Annotated in this window: 12 protein-coding genes; 4 read left to right on the top strand and 8 right to left on the bottom strand. The window is 64.8% G+C overall.

Going from position 1 to position 15,781, the window contains the following annotated elements:
• Positions 1-214: 214 nt before the first annotated feature.
• The 3 genes from BV071_RS25320 to BV071_RS25310 are packed head-to-tail and all read right to left on the bottom strand — an operon-like array spanning position 215 to position 4,752.
• A complete protein-coding gene (locus BV071_RS25320; protein ID WP_035613215.1) occupies positions 215-2,887 on the bottom strand; it encodes an AAA family ATPase in 2,673 nt (890 codons plus the stop codon).
• A 2-nt stretch (positions 2,888-2,889) separates the two neighbouring features.
• On the bottom strand, positions 2,890-4,056 hold the full coding sequence (locus tag BV071_RS25315) for a DNA repair exonuclease (RefSeq protein WP_035613212.1): 1,167 nt from the start codon (positions 4,054-4,056) through the stop codon (positions 2,890-2,892).
• Positions 4,057-4,116: 60 nt separating this feature from the next.
• A complete protein-coding gene (locus tag BV071_RS25310; RefSeq protein WP_052573886.1) occupies positions 4,117-4,752 on the bottom strand; it encodes an AAA family ATPase in 636 nt (211 codons plus the stop codon).
• A gap of 237 nt (positions 4,753-4,989) precedes the next feature.
• On the opposite strand from BV071_RS25310, the gene BV071_RS25305 reads away from it, so the two are divergent.
• The 4 genes from BV071_RS25305 (at position 4,990) to BV071_RS25290 (ending at position 6,946) form a co-directional block, all read left to right on the top strand.
• Complete coding sequence (locus tag BV071_RS25305; protein ID WP_035613209.1) at positions 4,990-5,493, top strand: DUF892 family protein; 504 nt, start codon at positions 4,990-4,992, stop codon at positions 5,491-5,493.
• Positions 5,490-6,110 (top strand): DUF6766 family protein, encoded by a 621-nt coding sequence (locus tag BV071_RS25300; RefSeq protein WP_035613364.1) that lies wholly within the window; start codon positions 5,490-5,492, stop codon positions 6,108-6,110. The genes BV071_RS25305 and BV071_RS25300 overlap by 4 nt, the downstream gene beginning before the upstream one ends.
• Before the next feature lie 6 nt (positions 6,111-6,116).
• A complete protein-coding gene (locus tag BV071_RS25295; protein WP_035613207.1) occupies positions 6,117-6,641 on the top strand; it encodes a hypothetical protein in 525 nt (174 codons plus the stop codon).
• 98 nt (positions 6,642-6,739) lie between these two features.
• Positions 6,740-6,946 (top strand): hypothetical protein, encoded by a 207-nt coding sequence (locus tag BV071_RS25290; RefSeq protein ID WP_035613204.1) that lies wholly within the window; start codon positions 6,740-6,742, stop codon positions 6,944-6,946.
• A gap of 5 nt (positions 6,947-6,951) precedes the next feature.
• Here BV071_RS25290 and BV071_RS25285 read toward each other — a convergent pair whose 3' ends face one another.
• The 5 genes from BV071_RS25285 to BV071_RS25265 are packed head-to-tail and all read right to left on the bottom strand — an operon-like array spanning position 6,952 to position 15,781.
• Complete coding sequence (locus tag BV071_RS25285) at positions 6,952-8,058, bottom strand: PA14 domain-containing protein (protein WP_081886230.1); 1,107 nt, start codon at positions 8,056-8,058, stop codon at positions 6,952-6,954.
• Complete coding sequence (locus BV071_RS25280) at positions 8,055-9,755, bottom strand: hypothetical protein (RefSeq protein ID WP_035613199.1); 1,701 nt, start codon at positions 9,753-9,755, stop codon at positions 8,055-8,057. The genes BV071_RS25285 and BV071_RS25280 overlap by 4 nt, the downstream gene beginning before the upstream one ends.
• Entirely contained in the window at positions 9,752-11,428 is a 1,677-nt protein-coding gene (locus BV071_RS25275) for a DUF4175 family protein (protein ID WP_265594868.1), read from the bottom strand. Before BV071_RS25275 ends, BV071_RS25280 begins: the two co-directional genes overlap by 4 nt.
• Positions 11,395-13,713 (bottom strand): hypothetical protein, encoded by a 2,319-nt coding sequence (locus BV071_RS25270; RefSeq protein WP_035613193.1) that lies wholly within the window; start codon positions 13,711-13,713, stop codon positions 11,395-11,397. The genes BV071_RS25275 and BV071_RS25270 overlap by 34 nt, the downstream gene beginning before the upstream one ends.
• Position 13,714: 1 nt before the next feature.
• Positions 13,715-15,781 (bottom strand): BatA domain-containing protein, encoded by a 2,067-nt coding sequence (locus tag BV071_RS25265; RefSeq protein WP_075091005.1) that lies wholly within the window; start codon positions 15,779-15,781, stop codon positions 13,715-13,717.

Below are 15,781 nucleotides of genomic sequence, written 5' to 3'. Positions count from 1 at the left end.
GCGGCGGAGCCGCAGGTTATGGGAGCGCCCTTGTGTGGATTTTTGCAGACATTGGAAGGCCTGCGTGAGGACTGGCATCTCTGGGAGGCTCTGGGTGGGATCCGCCGCAAGAGCTGCTTCGTCCGCCTGAAGGCGGGACTACATGCCCTTGGATTCGCGCCGCGCCGATTGTTCCACTGATCACCGCTCACGGATCACTCGGCACCCTGTCTTTCTAGATCCTGGTCTCCACTGCACCGAGGCCTGAGTAATCCCCGGGATTGCAGGCAAAGACGATCACCTGCAAGCCCCGCGCGGCCGCCAGGTCCAGCATCCGCTGGAGGACCTGTATCCGCTCCGGGTCCACGTAGGCGAAGGCATCGTCGAAGACTACCGGGAGGCAGCCATCGTGATCCGCCGCCAGGATCTCCGCCATGGCCAGGCGCAGCGCTGCCGCCACCTGCTCGCGCGTGCCGCCGCTCAGCGTGCCGAAGCCGAAAGCCGGCATCCCCGGGCAGAGCAACTCCAGCCCGGCCTTGCCATCCTCCGCCAGGGTCATCTGCACCGTGGCCGCCGGTCCGTAGAGGCACTGCACGTATCCGGAAATCCGATCTGCCAGCGGCTGCACCAGGCTGCGGTCGATCGCCTCGCCCGAGGAGGCGAAGAGCTTGTGCAGCTTCTCGATCGCCTTCGCCCGCCGCAGTTCCGACTCATAGGCCTGCCGCGTCGATTCCACCCGCGCGGTGGCATGCAGGAGGTCCGCCTGTGGATCGCTGCTGCCGTCCAAGCGCAACAGGGTCCCGGCCGTTAGAGCCCGGTCCTGGGCATTGCGGCGGCTGGTCTCCTGTTGTGTGATCGCGCGCCCGAAGCGTTCCTTGTCCCCGGCTAACAGCTCCGGTGCCAGATCCTTCAAGCCTTGGCGCAGGGCAGCGAGCTGAAGGCCCGTCTCGCGCTCTGCGGTGCGCGCTTGAGAGAGGGCCGCCTCACGCGCCGCGGGCTCGCCGTGGCTATCCTCGATCACCTTGAGCTTGGTCTCCAGGTCCCGCAGCGCTTGCTTGTCACGGGTCAGACGTTGCCGTTGCTCTTCAAGAGACTTCGCGGCCGCCTCACGCCGGGTGCGGAATTGCTCCTCGCCCTTGCGTGCGGTCGTTTCCGCCTGCTCCGCCGTGTGGAGTTCCTCCTTCGCCGCGGCCAGGCTAACAGCTTCCTTCTCCTCCCCCAGCGCAGCGCGGCGGCGCTCCAGTTCGGCCTTGGCGACGCTTGCCGCGGAGGTCGCCTTGCTCAGCTCCGCGGCCAGAGTTTCCCCGCCCATCGCCTTCCAGCGCGCCTGCACCTGCGTGCCCTGCTGCTCCAGATTCTGCCGCTGCTCGAAGGCCGCCACCGCCGCATCCAGATCCGCCAGCGCATGGCGTTGCAGGGCATCGGCAAAGGCCCGCACCGCCGTTTCGCCCTGCGACTTCGCATCCGCCAGCGAGGTCCCGCCACCCGGGCGGATCCTCAAGCGCGTGCCATCGGCGGTCGTCAGCTCGGCGGTATCCGTCAGGATCCGCAGCTCGCCTACCGGCAAGGGCATGCCATCTAACAAAAGTTCCTTCCCCCCTGCCACCAGTTCGATGCCGGTGGCGATCGCGCGCAGTGCCGCCAGCGCCTGTCCGGCATCCTGGTCGAGCTTGCGCAAGTTCCGGATTTCCTGCGCCGTCAGCGCCGGCAGCTTCGACCACTTTTCTAACAGCTCATTCCGCTCGCCGCTCAGGGCTTCGGCTTCCTTGGCCCGTTCCGCCAGACGCACGCGCGCTTCCTCCTTCTCGCCGGCATCCACCAGCGCCACCGCCAAGTCATGCCGCTGCCGCGCCAAGCGGATCGCGTCCGTCTTCGCCCGCAGCGTTTGCTCCGCCTCGCGTGCCAGATTTGCGGCCGACTGATCTTCTGTGACCAAGCGCGCCTCCGCGGTTTCCATCGGCTGCAAGGCTTCCTTCGCCGCCGCGATCTGCTGCTGCAATTCCCGGATGCGAGTGTCCTGATCGAGGATCGACTTCAGCGCCGCTGCCGCCGTTTCCCATACCCGCAGGGCCTTTTCTTCCTGCTGCTTGAGCTCGGCGACTTGCTTGAGCTTTTCTTCCACCGCCTGGAGTTGCTCTTGCAGTCCGGGCAGCGCGGCCTCGGCGGTCGCGAGCTGTTGGGCGGCGCTGGCATGATCCGCCACGGCGGACTCCATGCGCTCCATGACGCCCGCGGCGCGCTCCTGCTCGACCCGGGCCTTCTCATGGCGATCCCGGGCGATTTCGGCCCGGGATGAGGCCTTCAACTTGCCGGTGCTGGCCGTGAAAAGTTCCAGGTACTCCGCCGCGATCCGGTCGCGCACCTGTTGATCGAGCCCGGACTGCATGACCGCGGCCACGCCGTCTTGCTGGAGCCGCCGCACGAGGGTGTCCTTGTGACGACCGGCATGCTCTCCCGGATCATCACCGGAACTCCCCTGCCAGACCCAGAGATGGGACCACAGGGTCGGCAGTTGTCCCGCGGCACCGCGACCGCCGGCGATATCGCTCTTGAGCAACTCGGAGAGCTTGGTCTCCGCTTCATCGTCCTTCAGCGCCAGGCCGCCGGGCCCGGTCAGGCGGGTGCTGCCCTTGGTGCCAGCGAATTTCTTCTCCACCTGCCACTCTGCGCCGGCGGCCTCGAAGGAGAGGATCACTTCCGGCGCATCGTGATGGAGCTTGGAGACCATCTCCTGCTGCAGGCTGCCGCCGGTCTTCGCGCGCAAGAAAAGCGCCCGGTGCGCGGCTTCCACCAGGGTGCTTTTGCCACTCTGGTTGGCACCGCCTAACAGCGTGCGCGCGCGGTCGAAGGCCACCGTGGTCTCGCGGTGGATGCGGTAGTTGCGGACGGTGAGGGAAAGCAGGCGCATGGTCAGGTGAGGGCGCCGTAGAGTTCACGCAGGGCCAGACGGGCAATCGCGGCCTCTTCATCATCGCCCAGCGCCTCGACCGCGAGCTGGCTGGCCACCGAAACGATCAGCGGATCGCCGGCACGACGGGTGAGAGCTGCGGCTTCTTCCTCGCTGGGAGCAACGGTCACGCTATGATAGAGCTTCAGGCGGAGCAGGCGGGCGTCGAGAGTTTCTAACAATTCCTCCAGGCGTCCCGCGGCGGCGATGCCGAGCGAGCCATCCAGCCGGAGCTGAAGAAGGTGATCGCCGCTGCGGCTGCCGAGCAACTCATCGAGCTGCCCCTTGAGCAGATCCAGGCCGGAGTCCTCGGTGAAGCGGTAGCCGAGCTCGCGCCACTCGAATTTCGCGCTGCGCCATTCCTCCACCTGCGGCAGAGTGCCGCGAGCGACGGTGACCTTGAGGATGTACCCGGGGCGATTGCCCTCGCCACGCGGGAAGCGATCGATCTCCGGAGTGCCGCTATACCACGCCTTCGGCCCGACTTGCTTGGTGCCATGCCAGTCACCGAGTGCGATGTAGTCCACCGAGTGCGCGGGCAGACGTGAGAGATCGATCAGGTTCGCTGTGGATGGCAGCTCGTCTTCATCGAGCTCAGCCGTGCCGAAGCCCTGCACTGTGCCGTGCGCAAGCACGATCCGTGGCAAGTCCGCGGGCAAGGCCGGGTCATCGAGCGCCGTGCGGATCCAGGCACTGGGGTCGCCGGCTTCATGGCGGCGCAGCAGAGGCGCGGGAAAGAGGATCGCGCTTGCGACTACCACCGGCTCCGGCTTGAGCAGGATCTGGAAGTTCGGTGCCAGGGCATCGCGCTCGCGGCGGAAGAATTCCTGATCCCAGACGCTGCCCGCTCCGCCGTGGTCGTGATTCCCGGGAATCGCAATGACCGGCACCTTGAGCGAGCCGATCGCCTGGCAGGCCGCGGATACGGTTGCCTTGGTGGCTTGGGAAGAATCAAAGAGGTCACCAGCCACCAGCACGAAGGCAGCGCCGCTTTCACTGATGGGCCCGGCCAACCGCTCGATCGCGTGGATGCGCTCCTGTTGGAGGCGGTGGCGCTTGGCCTCATCCGCCACCGAGGCAAAGGGCTTCCCGAGCTGCCAATCGGCGGTGTGGAGAAAGGCGAGACTCATGGGGCGGGGCGCGGGGATGATGCCCGGACGCGGAGTGATTGCAAATGGAAGCTTGGCAGCCTAAACTGGGGAGTTGCCGCCACCTTGTTCGGCATCGGCTTGCGGGGCGCTTCCTGTGGGTCCGGGGCCATCCAAGAGGTGGCGAAAGGAAGCCAGGCACTCCATGGCAGCGGCATCAGGGCCAATTCCTGTCGTATCGATCATGAAATCGTAGTCTGGGAATGGGTGCTGATGCTTGAAGGTCCGCTCGGCCTCCTCGATGCTGCGATCGGCACGATGACGCGTGCGGCGCTCAATCTCCTGCCAATCGCAGCGCACGCCCACCTTGACCGGAGAGAGGTCCTGGATGCCGGCTTGAAAAGTGTCGGCATATTGCCGGCTCGGGATGCACAGATCAAAAATGACCTTGTTCCCGCACTCGACCAGAGCCCTCAAGCAAGCAAGGGCTGCGGCACCGATCGCCCTGCCGTCCACGCCCGACCAGTCGTTAGCCGTATTGCATCTGTGGAGGACGCTTGGAGGCAGGGTGTAGATGAGCGTGTCCATGGAAAAGCCCAGCCAGATGCCGGGTAGCAGACTCTCCTGCAAAGCGGCGGCGAGCGAAGATTTCCCCGAACCGGAAGGGCCCTCCAAGATGATCAGCTTCGATGCGGGTGTCATGGTGCTGTATTTCTCCTGCCGGAACTTGCTAGCCATGTCTTTTCTGTTGCGAATCCCAGCCGGTCAACAATCCCGTCGTTGAGAGAGGGAGGGATCCATCCAGTGGGCCGCACCGATCGCAGCACACGCTTTGCAAACAAAAGGTGGCAGATTGCAAAGGTCGAGGCTGCGCAGAAACCCCACCGGGAAGCGGAACTCCTTGATACGCCTTGACCCACGGTACCCGGCATCCCTCCTGCGATAAGATCACCGGAACAACCCCTCTCAAGGCCCATGAAAATCCGGAATTCCACTGACCTGCTGTGGGATCAACTGCGGGAAATCCACAGCTTCGAAACCCTGGTCGAGAACACCCTGCCGGGACTCGCCGATCAGGCGGGCAACCGAACCTTGGCGGCACTGCTGCGCAACGACCGCAAGTACTGCACCGAACAGCGCCAAACCGTGGAGAACATCTGCGAGCGGCATGGCTGGGATCCCCGCGGCGATGAGTGCAAGGCCATGAAAGGACTCATCGACGGCGGAAACAGTCACCTCTCCGAAGTGGAAAGCGATGAGGTCCGGGATCTGATGCTTGTCGCCCACTGTGGGCGGATCAAACATTATGAGATCGCGGCCTACCGCTTCAGCTCGGACCTCGCCTTGTCGAGCGGCTTCACCGAGGATGGCGATGCCTTGGCTGGCATCGCGGATGAGGAGGAACTGGTGCTGGCGAATCTCGAGTCGGTGGGCGCCGGGCTCTTGGGTGCAAGCACCGTGGAGGGAGGACGGTGGTGAGGAAATTTCTTCACGACAACAGCCTGTCGCTGGTGCTGGTGAGCCTTTTCCTGGGCTTTTGGTTCGCACAGGCATGGAGTGGCTTCAAGCTGCACAACGAGGAGCAAGAGGATCATGGAAAGCCCGCGATGGAGTTCACTTCCTACCTCCGCAGCGGCCACTTCTGGCAGGCCACCGGGGAGAATTGGGAGAGCGAGTTCCTGCAGATGGGTGCCTATGTGGTTCTAACAACGTACCTGTTCCAGCGAGGCTCGGCGGAGTCTAACGATCCAGACAAGGCGGAGGAACTCAGGGTGAAGCGCAAGACGAGCGGAGCCTCATGGATCTACCGGAACTCACTGTCCGTGGCCTTCCTCGCGCTCTTCGCGATCTCATTCGCGATCCACGCCGCGGGAGGGCTGGTGGAGTTCAATGAAGAACTGGCCGAGCATGGCAAGCCAGCCGCCAGTCTCGGGGAATTCCTGGGCGGTGCGGAGTTCTGGTTCCAGTCCTTCCAGAACTGGCAAAGCGAATTCCTGGCAGTGCTGTCGATCGTGGTGCTGAGCATTTTCCTGCGGCAAAACGGCTCACCCGAGAGCAAGGATGTGAGCGATTCCAACCTTAAAACCGGAGGATAATGCGATATGGACCAAGAACTCGTGCGCTACCTGAACGATCACCTCGCCGGAGCCGGCGGCGCGATCAAGGTGATCCAGACCCTCGCGGATCGTGCTGAGGAGGAGGAAAAGCGCCTCTTCTTCCAGAAGCTGAAGCAGAAGGTGGAGGATGACCGCGGCCTTTTGAAAAGGCTGTTAGAGAAACTCGGGCAAGACACGACTGCGCTGGCGGACACCCTCGGTGCCATCACCGCCAAGGCGAGCCATCTGAAGTTGAGATGGGAGGGGCTGGACGCGAACGAGTTGGGGCACTTCGAGGCGATTGAGATGCTGGCCTTGGGGATCCAAGGCAAGCGCCTGCTGTGGCTGATGCTGGGGAGACTGCAGCCACGGGTGCCGGAGTGGCAGGGCATCGATTTCAATGACTTGGAGCGTCAGGCGGTCGAGCAGCGCGATGCGGTGGAAACGCTGCGCATGGAGGCCGGCGTAGGGTGTTTGATCGACAAGCAGCGTCAGGGCATCCCCTTGCAAGAGCAGATTAACAGTCCTTAACACGACAATTACGCGATTGATTGCTTGGATCAAGTGGCCCCAGCCCCTCTCTTCCGCCCCGTGCCGTTCGCTCTCCTCAACTCAACAATGTCCCGTCCATGAGTCAACCGAACCGTCCCGAGGATCACAAACCCGACCTGGCCCACTGCGAGATCGGCGACTGGGTGATGAAGGGTGACACGCCGTGGAAACAAGCGGGGATGCAGGAATTCGTTCCGCCGGGGATGTCTGACGACAGCCTGCCGTGGTTTTTCTATCCGGTTTACAACGGCCCGAATTTGTTAGGCTGGCAGCGGGTGGAGTGAGCCCCCTACGGGTGGCAGATCCACGGCTCTGAATCGCTACTGAAGGGAATCGACTGCGGTCCCGGTGGATTTGCCACGGCTCTCTTCTTCACCTGGAAGAGCGGCAGCACTGGCTGAACGCCGTACTTCGGATCATTCACCGTGGGATAGCTGCGGCCCTGCTTCTCGATCATGAGCCATGCGCCGAAGAGATTGCCGGGGATCTCGCCGATGAGGATATCGAGGTCGATGATCTCGCCCTTGCGGCAGGTGAACCAGTTGCCGCGCTTGAGCGTGCCGGCCCAGACCTTGATCGCCTCATTGGGCGAGGGCTCGGTCCAGCGGCTGTAGTTGCGATGCGCGCCGAAGTTCGAGACCAGCACGGTTTTGCCATTCACGCCGACGGCCAGGACGTCATCGGCCACACCGACGAAGCGATAGGTGCCATCTTCCGGCGGGGAGACCTGGCCCTTGTAGATGACTAACCACTGCGAGGGCTTCACGATGCCGGCAAGACCGAAGGCGGCGGGTGCGGTATCGGCACCCACGGTGGGGATGATGACCTGGGTGGCATAGATCGGCTTGGTGGCGCGGAAGTAGGAGCTGAGCGTGCTCTCGTCCCAGCCGCTGTCCAGGAACTCACCCATGGTCTTGAGGTGATCGATGTTGTTCGGCAGCGCCTGGCGCTTCTGGTTTTGCTTCAGGTCGTAGAAGATCCCGAGAAGCGTGCCATCGGATTTCTCGCGCGAGCCGAAGACGGATTCGTCTTGGGCGTGGAGGGGGGTGAGGAATGATAGGAGCGATGCGATGATGGCGAGGCAGGGACCCTGCTGCGGGCGGTGAGACCGGGGGCGGCTGCTTGTGGAGTGCGGTGGCACGACACCGCTTTGGCTGCGGGGGAGCTTGGTCTCTTCCAGTTCGTGTCCGTTCTCGGCAGCGTCAATGAAGCGCCTGCCGGAAACTTCGCTCACCAGCAATCCGTGGCCGTTTTCCGCAAAGTCACCAACACCAAGCCAAAGCGGTGTCGTGCCACCGCACTCCACAGGCTTTTGCGGGTGCGCAGCAGCACCGAATGTTCCGAGGCCGACTAAAGTCGGCGCACCCAGTGGCGCTTTGGCAGATCGTTCACTCATGGTTCGGCCAGCTTCTTGATGTATTCCTTCACCATCGGCTCATACTCCGGGGCGACCTTCTCTTGCTGGAGCAGGGAAACCGCATCGCGCTGCGCCTTGCTCGCGGCGGCGGTGGCATTGAAGACGGGGCCACCCTTCCCCGCTGCCTTGCCCAGGCCGCCCTCGCCTTCGCCTTGGCCGGTGGACTCGCCGGGCTGCTGCTGGTCCATGTTCGCGAGCGCCATCTGGTTCATGATGTTCTGCAGCGAGGCCAGCGAGCGGTCGATGCCCTCGCGGATGCGATAGATGTGGTGCTCGGCACGACCCTTGCGCGCCTCGATCGAGCGCTCCTGCACGTCATTGAGGTCCTTCTTCACCGCCGCCTCGATCTCGGGCCCGGCAGCTTGTTGAAGGGCGGCACGCGCGGCAGCGACACCGGCATCGGTCTGGGTCAACGGCTCGGCGAAGGCCTTTTCATCGCGCGCGGCCTTGTAGGCATCGTCGGATTGGGCGCGGGCCTCGGTGAGCTTGTTGATCGCATCACGCAGGGCCTGCTCCTGTGGACTCATGTTGGCCATCATCTCCGCGTTTTGCGCGGCCATCGCTTTCTCCTGGAGCTTCGTGCCCATCGCGGCCAGCTGCTGGGAGAAGTCGCGCTGGGACTTCGCCTGCTGCTCGCGGAACTGCGGGTTGCTGGAGAAGGCTTCCTTGGTCGATTGCTCCGCCAAGTCGCGTGAAGTCGCATTGGCTTGCTGCATCTGCTCGCCCAGCGCCGGATCGAGTGCGGCGACGCGGGGCTGCATGGCATCCAGCTTATCGGTGACTTCGGATTGCTCGCTGCGGCGGTCCTTTGCCTGCTCCGGATCGACGGTCCCGCGGGTCTTGTTCGAGTTCTCCTGCTCCTTGGCAGCGAGCTGCGCCATCTCCGCGGCCAGCTCCCAGGCGCGCTCTTCCGGCGGGCGGGCTGCATCGAGCGCGGCTGTCATCGACTGAAGGGTATCGCGCACGCTCTGCTGCTTGGCGGCGGCATCTGCAAGGTTCGCGTCCAGTGCGCCCGCCGCTTCCTTGGCCTGATTCTCAAGGCCTGCTTGCTCGGCGGTGCTGGACGCACTCTTGAGCTCCGGGGCGACCTCGCTGCCTTGCGCGAGCTGGCGCAGCGATTCGGTGGCAAGCTTGATCTCCTGTTCGAGATTCGCCTGCTCGGTCTTGCGGGCGGCGAGTTGATGGGAATCCACCTGGCCATCCTTTGCCAGGTCGAGGGTCTTGCGGAGATTGGTGGTCTGGCGATTGAGAAGCTGCTCCAAGCGCTCGCGCATCGCACCGGCAGCGGCCTGGCGCGATAGTTGGTCGGCCACCTCGCGCAACTTCACTTGGATCTGCTTCTGGCGTTCATCCGCGCTGCGCAGGCCGTCCTGAAGTTGATCCGTGCTGTTGGATCGGCTGGCGGCGAGCAGCAGGGCGCTGACTTCCGGCATCTGTCTGGAGGTCACATCCTGCAAGGTCTGGATGCCACGGTGAACCTGCGCGACCTCCTTCTCCGCCGCACGATACTGGCCATACTCGGTGGCGATCTCGGCGAGCTGCGTTTCCAGCTCCGCGGTGGCGAGACGCAGTTGCTCCTGCGCGACGCTGCCTTGATAGGCCGAGGCTTTGCCCTTCGCGGGCTCCGCATGAGCGGGCACCGCGAGCAGGGCGATGAGCAAAAGATGGCGTTTCATCGGAGCGAGGCTTCAGTGTCCTGGTTGAGCGTGCGCTGCTGCTGGTAAAGCTGCTCGAGTTCGGCGGACTTCGCGGAGAGGAGCTGGAGGAGTTCGAGCCGCTTCTCTTCCTCCGAGACGATCTTTACGGTGCGCGTCGTAGTTCGTGCCACCGCCGGACCAGCGATGCCGTTGTTGTCCTGCACCTCGATCCAGAAGGTGATGCTGCTGCCGGTGGCGACCGGCGGGGTGATGCGGCCGAGCTCCCAGAGGAAGGAGCCTGCGAAACGGGTCTGCCCCGCGCCGCCGAGATCGAACTTGCCGGCCTCCGACTCGTGCAGCTCGCCATTCGCCAGCGGGCGGGAGATGCGGTAGACCAGTGTGACCGAGCCGAGGCCGAAATCATCCTTCGCCTCGAAGATCAGCGGCAGCCTGGCATTCATCACCGCGGTGAGGTTCTCCTCGGCGGGCTTCGAGAGCGTGATCGCGGGCGGTTTGTCGACGACCAGCTCGACGCGGTAGGGCGGCTGGTCGGCGGAGCGATCGCCATCCACAGCTTCGAGGTGGATGGTGAAGAACTTCAGGCCAGTGCCCGGCACGGGAAAGGCGGCCTCGAAGCGAGTGGGATCGGCGATGTTGGGCAAGAAGGGGAAGCGCTGCTGGTTGTCCCACTCGATGTAGCCGCTCTTCAGCGCCTCGGAGGCTTGGCCCGCGATGCGCAGCGCGGAGCCCTCCAGCAGCTTCAACGCGGTCGGCGCGAGGACTTGATCCGGCAGACCGGTGTAGACCGGATAGGCCTGGGTGAAGACGAGATCGCGCAGGGCGGGCAGGTAGCGGACCTTCACCTGCTGCTCCGCGCTGCTGCCGTCATTCAGCTCGAAGTGATAGGAGAAGGGCTCGCGGATATTCGTGAGATCGCGGCTGAAGAGATCGCCGGCGGGCGCGAGGGCGATGAGCTCGGGCTCCTTGCCCGGGTGGCTGACTACGAGAGTCCCCGTAGCAGGAACGACGCCCTCGGCGCGGGCCTTCAGGCTGAGGGTGCCACCTTCGGTGATTTCCAGATCGCCGCTCGTCACAAGCACCCGGGTGCGGGCCGGGAAGTTCTCCTGCGAGAGGAAGAGGCGGCGCAGCAGGAGATCGGAGGCCGGGCGAGACAGGGCGAAGGCGAGGCAGGCGAGTCCCAGCGGCACGGCCATCCACAGCAGGCGCGACTTCAGCGGCGCGGCGGAGATGACCTGCCTGGCGAGATCCGCATCGCCGATCTTCGCCGCGGTATCGGCGATCATTTGCTCGACGAGGAGGCGCTGCTCCGGTGGAGCGGCATCCGCCAACTGCACCGAGGAGATCAGCGCCGAGCCAAAGTCCGGCCGCGCCCGCTCGACTAACAAGGCCGCAGCCCGCCGATCGAGCCGCCGACTCCAAGGTAAAAACACACGCCGCCGCAGCAGCCAGCCCACCACAAGGAAATCGACCAACAGCAGCCCACAACGCGCGGCCCACGGCAAATGCAGGAGATAATCCGCCAGCCCCTGCAGCAGCCAGGCCCCTGCCACCGCCGCGATCGCGATGACGGGGAACTCCGCCACACACAGCGCGAGGTGGCGACGGCGGACACCGTCGAGCGCATCGCTCAGGATCTGCTGGTGGTTCTTCATCATCGTCACTTCAAGCGGCGGCTGCGGCGCCAATACCATTCACCGGCAAAGAGGGCGATCAGCACGGAAAGCAACGCTGGAGAGCTATAGAGCTCGACCTTGCGATGGACATCCACGCGGCTCGCGGCGGCGGAAATCATCGCAGGCATCCCATCAAGATCCTCCTCACGGATGAACTTGCCACCCGCGGCCGTGGCCATCTCTTTCAGCAGGGTGTCATTCAGCGAGGTCTGGAGCTTCTCTTCATTCGCGTCCACGACTTCGAAGTCGATCACGCCCTCCGGGTCGCGGGCGGTCTGGAAGCGGTATTTGCCAGGAGTCTTCGGCACGAACTCGCCGCGGAAGGAATTCTTGTCGATGGCGGTGAGGACCAGCGGCTCGCTGTGACCATCCACTTCGACGCTGGCTTCCAGGCTGGGAACCATCAGCGGTGCGTAGCCGGCCTCGTAAGCCTTGCCGGAGATCACCACGCGCTCGCCGCTGCGGTACTGCACGCGGTCGGTTTTCATCTGGGTCAGTGCCGAGGCCTTCTCTAACAACTGCAGTGAAAGCGACTGCATGATCTGGCCCCAGAGGATCGAGTAGTATTTCTCGCCGGTCTTGCTGCGCCAGCGGTAGGTCTCATCGGTGCCGAAGTAAACGCACTTGCCGGAGCCGTAGCCCTGCATCGCGAAGACCGGCATTTTGCCGAAGCGGCCAGCGGTGGAAGCCCGCGAATCCACCAACAGCACCTCGGCACCCGGCTTCGCGCGCAGCACCGGCGCGACCCAGCGCACGCCCGCGAAGTTTTCCCAGATCCGCTGGTTCTCGGCATCCTCCGCGGCCATGCGCAGGAAGGGCGAGCGACGGCCTGCGGGCGTGAGCTCAAGCGCGAAGGGCGCGGGCTCGCGGCGCTGGCGGGCGGCCCCGGCGCGCATGGGTTCCGCGATCACCGGCAGCAAGGCTTCCAGCGGGGTGCCGGCATAGGCGGCGGGATTGAAGTTTGAGCCGGCAAGGAAGATGATGCCGCCGCCAGCCTCCACCCACTCCGCGATCATCTCCATGCGCTGGCGGCCGAGGTCGGCGGGCTTCACATCGCCGAGGATCAGCACTTGCGAGGCGAAGATGCCCTCGCGGGTGCTCGGCACCGCGGGCAGGAAGGTGGACTCGGAGCCCTGTGAAAGCCCCGGCTCGCCATCGATCATCGCGCAGCGGACCTTGAGGCGAGGATCACGCTGGAGGTAGTCTAACAGGTAGCGGAAGTCCCAGCGCGGCTCCTGCTCGATCAAGAGCACGTCGAACTTGCGATCGGTCACGCGAAGCATCGACTCGAAGTGGTTGTTCTCGCCGCTGACCTCCTGCGGATCGGCCGGCACGGAGACCTCCAGCTTCAGGTCGCCGGCTTTCGGGGGAACGACATCGAAGGAGACTTCCTGCTCACCGTCACCACTGAAGCTGAGCTCACTCTCGCCCATCTCCGCGCCGTCGAGCTTGAGGGATACCTTGAGCGTCTTGCCTTCCAAGCCGCGCATGGCGATGCGGGCGCGGGCTTCCAGGCGCTCGCCGACGAAGGCGAGGCTGGGATGATCCAGTGAGCGCACCTCGATGTCCGGCGGGGACGAGACGCCGACGCCGTAAAGGAAGAGCGGCAGCTTGCGTTCCTTCGCGAGGCGCGCGGCCTCGACCGGCGGAGCGCCGTGATTGTTGCCGCCATCGCTGACCACGATCACGCCACCGAGGGAGCGCGGGTCCTTGAGCACGCGGTTGAGCGCATCGCCGAGCGAGGTCTGCTGCTGCTTCGGATCGATGGCGGGGAAGGCATTGCCAGCCTCGCGTGTGAGGTTCTCGCCGAAGGTGTAGAATTCGAGTTCCGCTTGTTCGCCGATCCGCGGCCAGAGGTTCAGCTTCTTGTTGGAAGCGAGCGCATCGACGATCTGCGCCCGGCTCATGCCCGCGATCTTCTCATCCGCCTGCGCCACGCCCGCGGCGATGGCGGCGCGCTTGAGATCCTCCGGGGACTCACGGCGGTCCGGCAGTGCCATGCTCTGCGAGGCATCCACCAGCACCGCCCAGGGCTGGCGCACCGCCTTGCTCTCGCTGAGCCGCAGCACGGGCAGGGTGAGCAGCGCGGCAAGCAGCGCGCAGATCAGGAGCCGGATCGCCGCCATGCCGAAGAGATCGCCGCGCGGCGCGCGATCCCGGATCCGCAGGTAAGCAAAGCCAGCCGCCACCGCGAGCACCAGAAAGACAAGGAAGGCCCACGCAGGCGCGAGCCCATCGTAGCTCAGGCTCCAGGAGCGCGCGGCATCGGCCAGAATCAGGAATGGTGGGTTCGCATGCATCATTCTAACGGGCCATGGTCACGCGATACGCCATCCCGCACTCCACCAACGCGAGCCCTACGAGAATCCAAAGAAGCAGCGGCAGGAAATCCTTCAGCACCACCGTGCGCGATTGGACCGGCTCCGCGATTGCCTCTCGCGGCACCGTGGTCCACTCCGCGAGATCCGCCGCGGGAATCTGCTCCAGCCGCGACTCCTCCGGATCAAGCCCCACCGTGAAGACGGCCACCGGCTCGCCCTCGACCGAGGCCCGGTAGATACCCAGCGGCCAGGTATCCTCGCAGCGTAGTACGGTACCCTCCGTACTCGCGGCGAGTTGTCCGCCGCTGCGCTCACCGCCCTGCCCGGGGAGGTGCAGGGTGAAATTCTTGCCGCTCTCCTCCGGCTTCAGGATCTTGCGGAAGACCTCACCGGGGCGAAGGTTCAACCCGCCCTGCGCACCGCGATCCAGCTCGCCGAGCAGCCGCTGGAAGAAGGGCACAAAGGCCGGGTGGATCGCTAGATTCGTCCACTCCGCCTGCAAGGGCGCGGCAAAGAGCACCACGCTGCCTGCACCGCGATGACCGATCGCCACGCCGGGCTTGCCATCGGAGAGCGTGACCAGCGCCTCGCCAGCGCGCAGATCCAGCGGGAAATGCTTCATCAAGACCACGCTGCCGAGATTGCCATTCGCGGCATCATTCCAGAGACGGGTGACCGGATGCGTGAGTCCCCTTCCCTGCCAGGTCACGCCGGGCGTGCCCTCACCAATCGGCGCAGAAAGCGCCGCTGGCAGCAGACCATCCCCGCCCTGCCAGCCGGCACCGGGGAAGACAATCAGATTGCCGCCCTTCGCGAGATAGCGATCTAACAAATCAGCCGTAGCCGCCGGGATCTCCTGCGGCTCGCAAAGCACCACGGCGAAGGGCAGCTCCTGCTGGGCCAGCAACCCGGGCAGCTCGTCCATCTCCGCCGGCAGCGGCGCGAGGAAGAACTTCGCGGCCTCCTCCACCGCGACCGGCGCGATCGCCTTCGCGACAAAGCCCCCCGTGACACTCCCCGCATTCACGACCACCACATCCTTCCGCCGCGCGACCTCCACCGCCAGCGAGCGTTGATTGTCCGCCAGCAGGGCATCCGCGGGGAGCAAGGCCGTCAGCGCATGCGGCCCCTCCGCCGGGAAGCTGAAGGCAATTACGCCCTCCGCCGTAGATCCCGCTGCGATCCGCGGAATCACCAGCGAACCCGCCGGGGTGCCATCATCCAGGCTGAATTCCAGTGGCACATTCACCGCTTCACCGGGCCCGGCATTCAGCACCTTGGCGTGAATCCGCAACAGGCGCCCCGGCGAAGGAATCCCACCACTCGCTTCCAACGAGACGATCCCGAGATTCGCCGCGGGAGCTGCGCCCACAAGAATCGGCCGGATCAAGATCTCCGGGTGCTCACGGGCGAGACGCCGCAGTGCTTCGGGATCGGGCAGCAGCGGCCGCTGACCATCGGTGTAGATGCGGATCTCCTTCGGCCGGTCCTTGGTCGCGGCCAGAGCATCGACCGCCATCCCCAGCGAATCCATTAGCCCGCTGCCTTTGTCGCTGAGCGGCGCTTCATCCAGCGCCTTGCGCAGCAGCACCGCATCATCGATCGGCTCGGCCACCAGGGGCACCGGACTATCCGAGGCGAGGATCATCGCGACCTCCGAGCGTGGATGCAACGCATCCAGCCACTCGCGGATCTCCTGTTTCGCTTGTTCGAAGCGGCTTAGCGCGCCGCCCGTTTGCCCCATGCTCGCCGAATTATCCAGCAGCACCACCGCCGCGACCGGGCCGCTCGCCTCGCCGCCATTCGCACTGCCCTTCAGCACCGGATGAGCGAAGGCAATCACCGCGGCCACCACCACCGCGCAGCGCAGCAGCAGGAGAATGAGATCATCCAGCTTCACCTTGCGCTCGTCCTGCTTCACGCTGTCGAGCAGCAGCTTCATTGCGCCCCAGTCCGTGCTACGGACGCGGAACTTGTTGAGCAGGTGGATCAGGATCGGCACCCCGACCGCCACCAACCCGGCAAGCATTGCTGGAGAGAGAAAGCCCAT

Origin of the sequence: Haloferula sp. BvORR071 (genome assembly GCF_000739615.1) — a bacterium.
In the GTDB taxonomy this organism is placed as follows: Bacteria; Verrucomicrobiota; Verrucomicrobiia; order Verrucomicrobiales; family Akkermansiaceae; genus Haloferula.
The sequence above is the reverse complement of the archived record's forward strand: the minus strand, read 5'-3'. Positions and strand labels throughout refer to the sequence as shown.

Excerpts from the sequence above, each read along its gene's own strand:
- BV071_RS25310 (WP_052573886.1), bottom strand. The coding sequence starts at position 4,752 with ATGGCTAGCAAGTTCCGGCAGGAGAAATACAGCACCATGACACCCGCA.
- BV071_RS25270 (WP_035613193.1), bottom strand. The coding sequence starts at position 13,713 with ATGATGCATGCGAACCCACCATTCCTGATTCTGGCCGATGCCGCGCGC.
- BV071_RS25320 (WP_035613215.1), bottom strand. The coding sequence starts at position 2,887 with ATGCGCCTGCTTTCCCTCACCGTCCGCAACTACCGCATCCACCGCGAG.
- BV071_RS25285 (WP_081886230.1), bottom strand. The coding sequence starts at position 8,058 with ATGAGTGAACGATCTGCCAAAGCGCCACTGGGTGCGCCGACTTTAGTC.
- BV071_RS25290 (WP_035613204.1), top strand. The coding sequence starts at position 6,740 with ATGAGTCAACCGAACCGTCCCGAGGATCACAAACCCGACCTGGCCCAC.
- BV071_RS25305 (WP_035613209.1), top strand. The coding sequence starts at position 4,990 with ATGAAAATCCGGAATTCCACTGACCTGCTGTGGGATCAACTGCGGGAA.
- BV071_RS25295 (WP_035613207.1), top strand. The coding sequence starts at position 6,117 with ATGGACCAAGAACTCGTGCGCTACCTGAACGATCACCTCGCCGGAGCC.
- BV071_RS25280 (WP_035613199.1), bottom strand. The coding sequence starts at position 9,755 with ATGAAACGCCATCTTTTGCTCATCGCCCTGCTCGCGGTGCCCGCTCAT.
- BV071_RS25315 (WP_035613212.1), bottom strand. The coding sequence starts at position 4,056 with ATGAGTCTCGCCTTTCTCCACACCGCCGATTGGCAGCTCGGGAAGCCC.
- BV071_RS25275 (WP_265594868.1), bottom strand. The coding sequence starts at position 11,428 with ATGGTATTGGCGCCGCAGCCGCCGCTTGAAGTGACGATGATGAAGAAC.
- BV071_RS25265 (WP_075091005.1), bottom strand. The coding sequence starts at position 15,781 with ATGGGCTTTCTCTCTCCAGCAATGCTTGCCGGGTTGGTGGCGGTCGGG.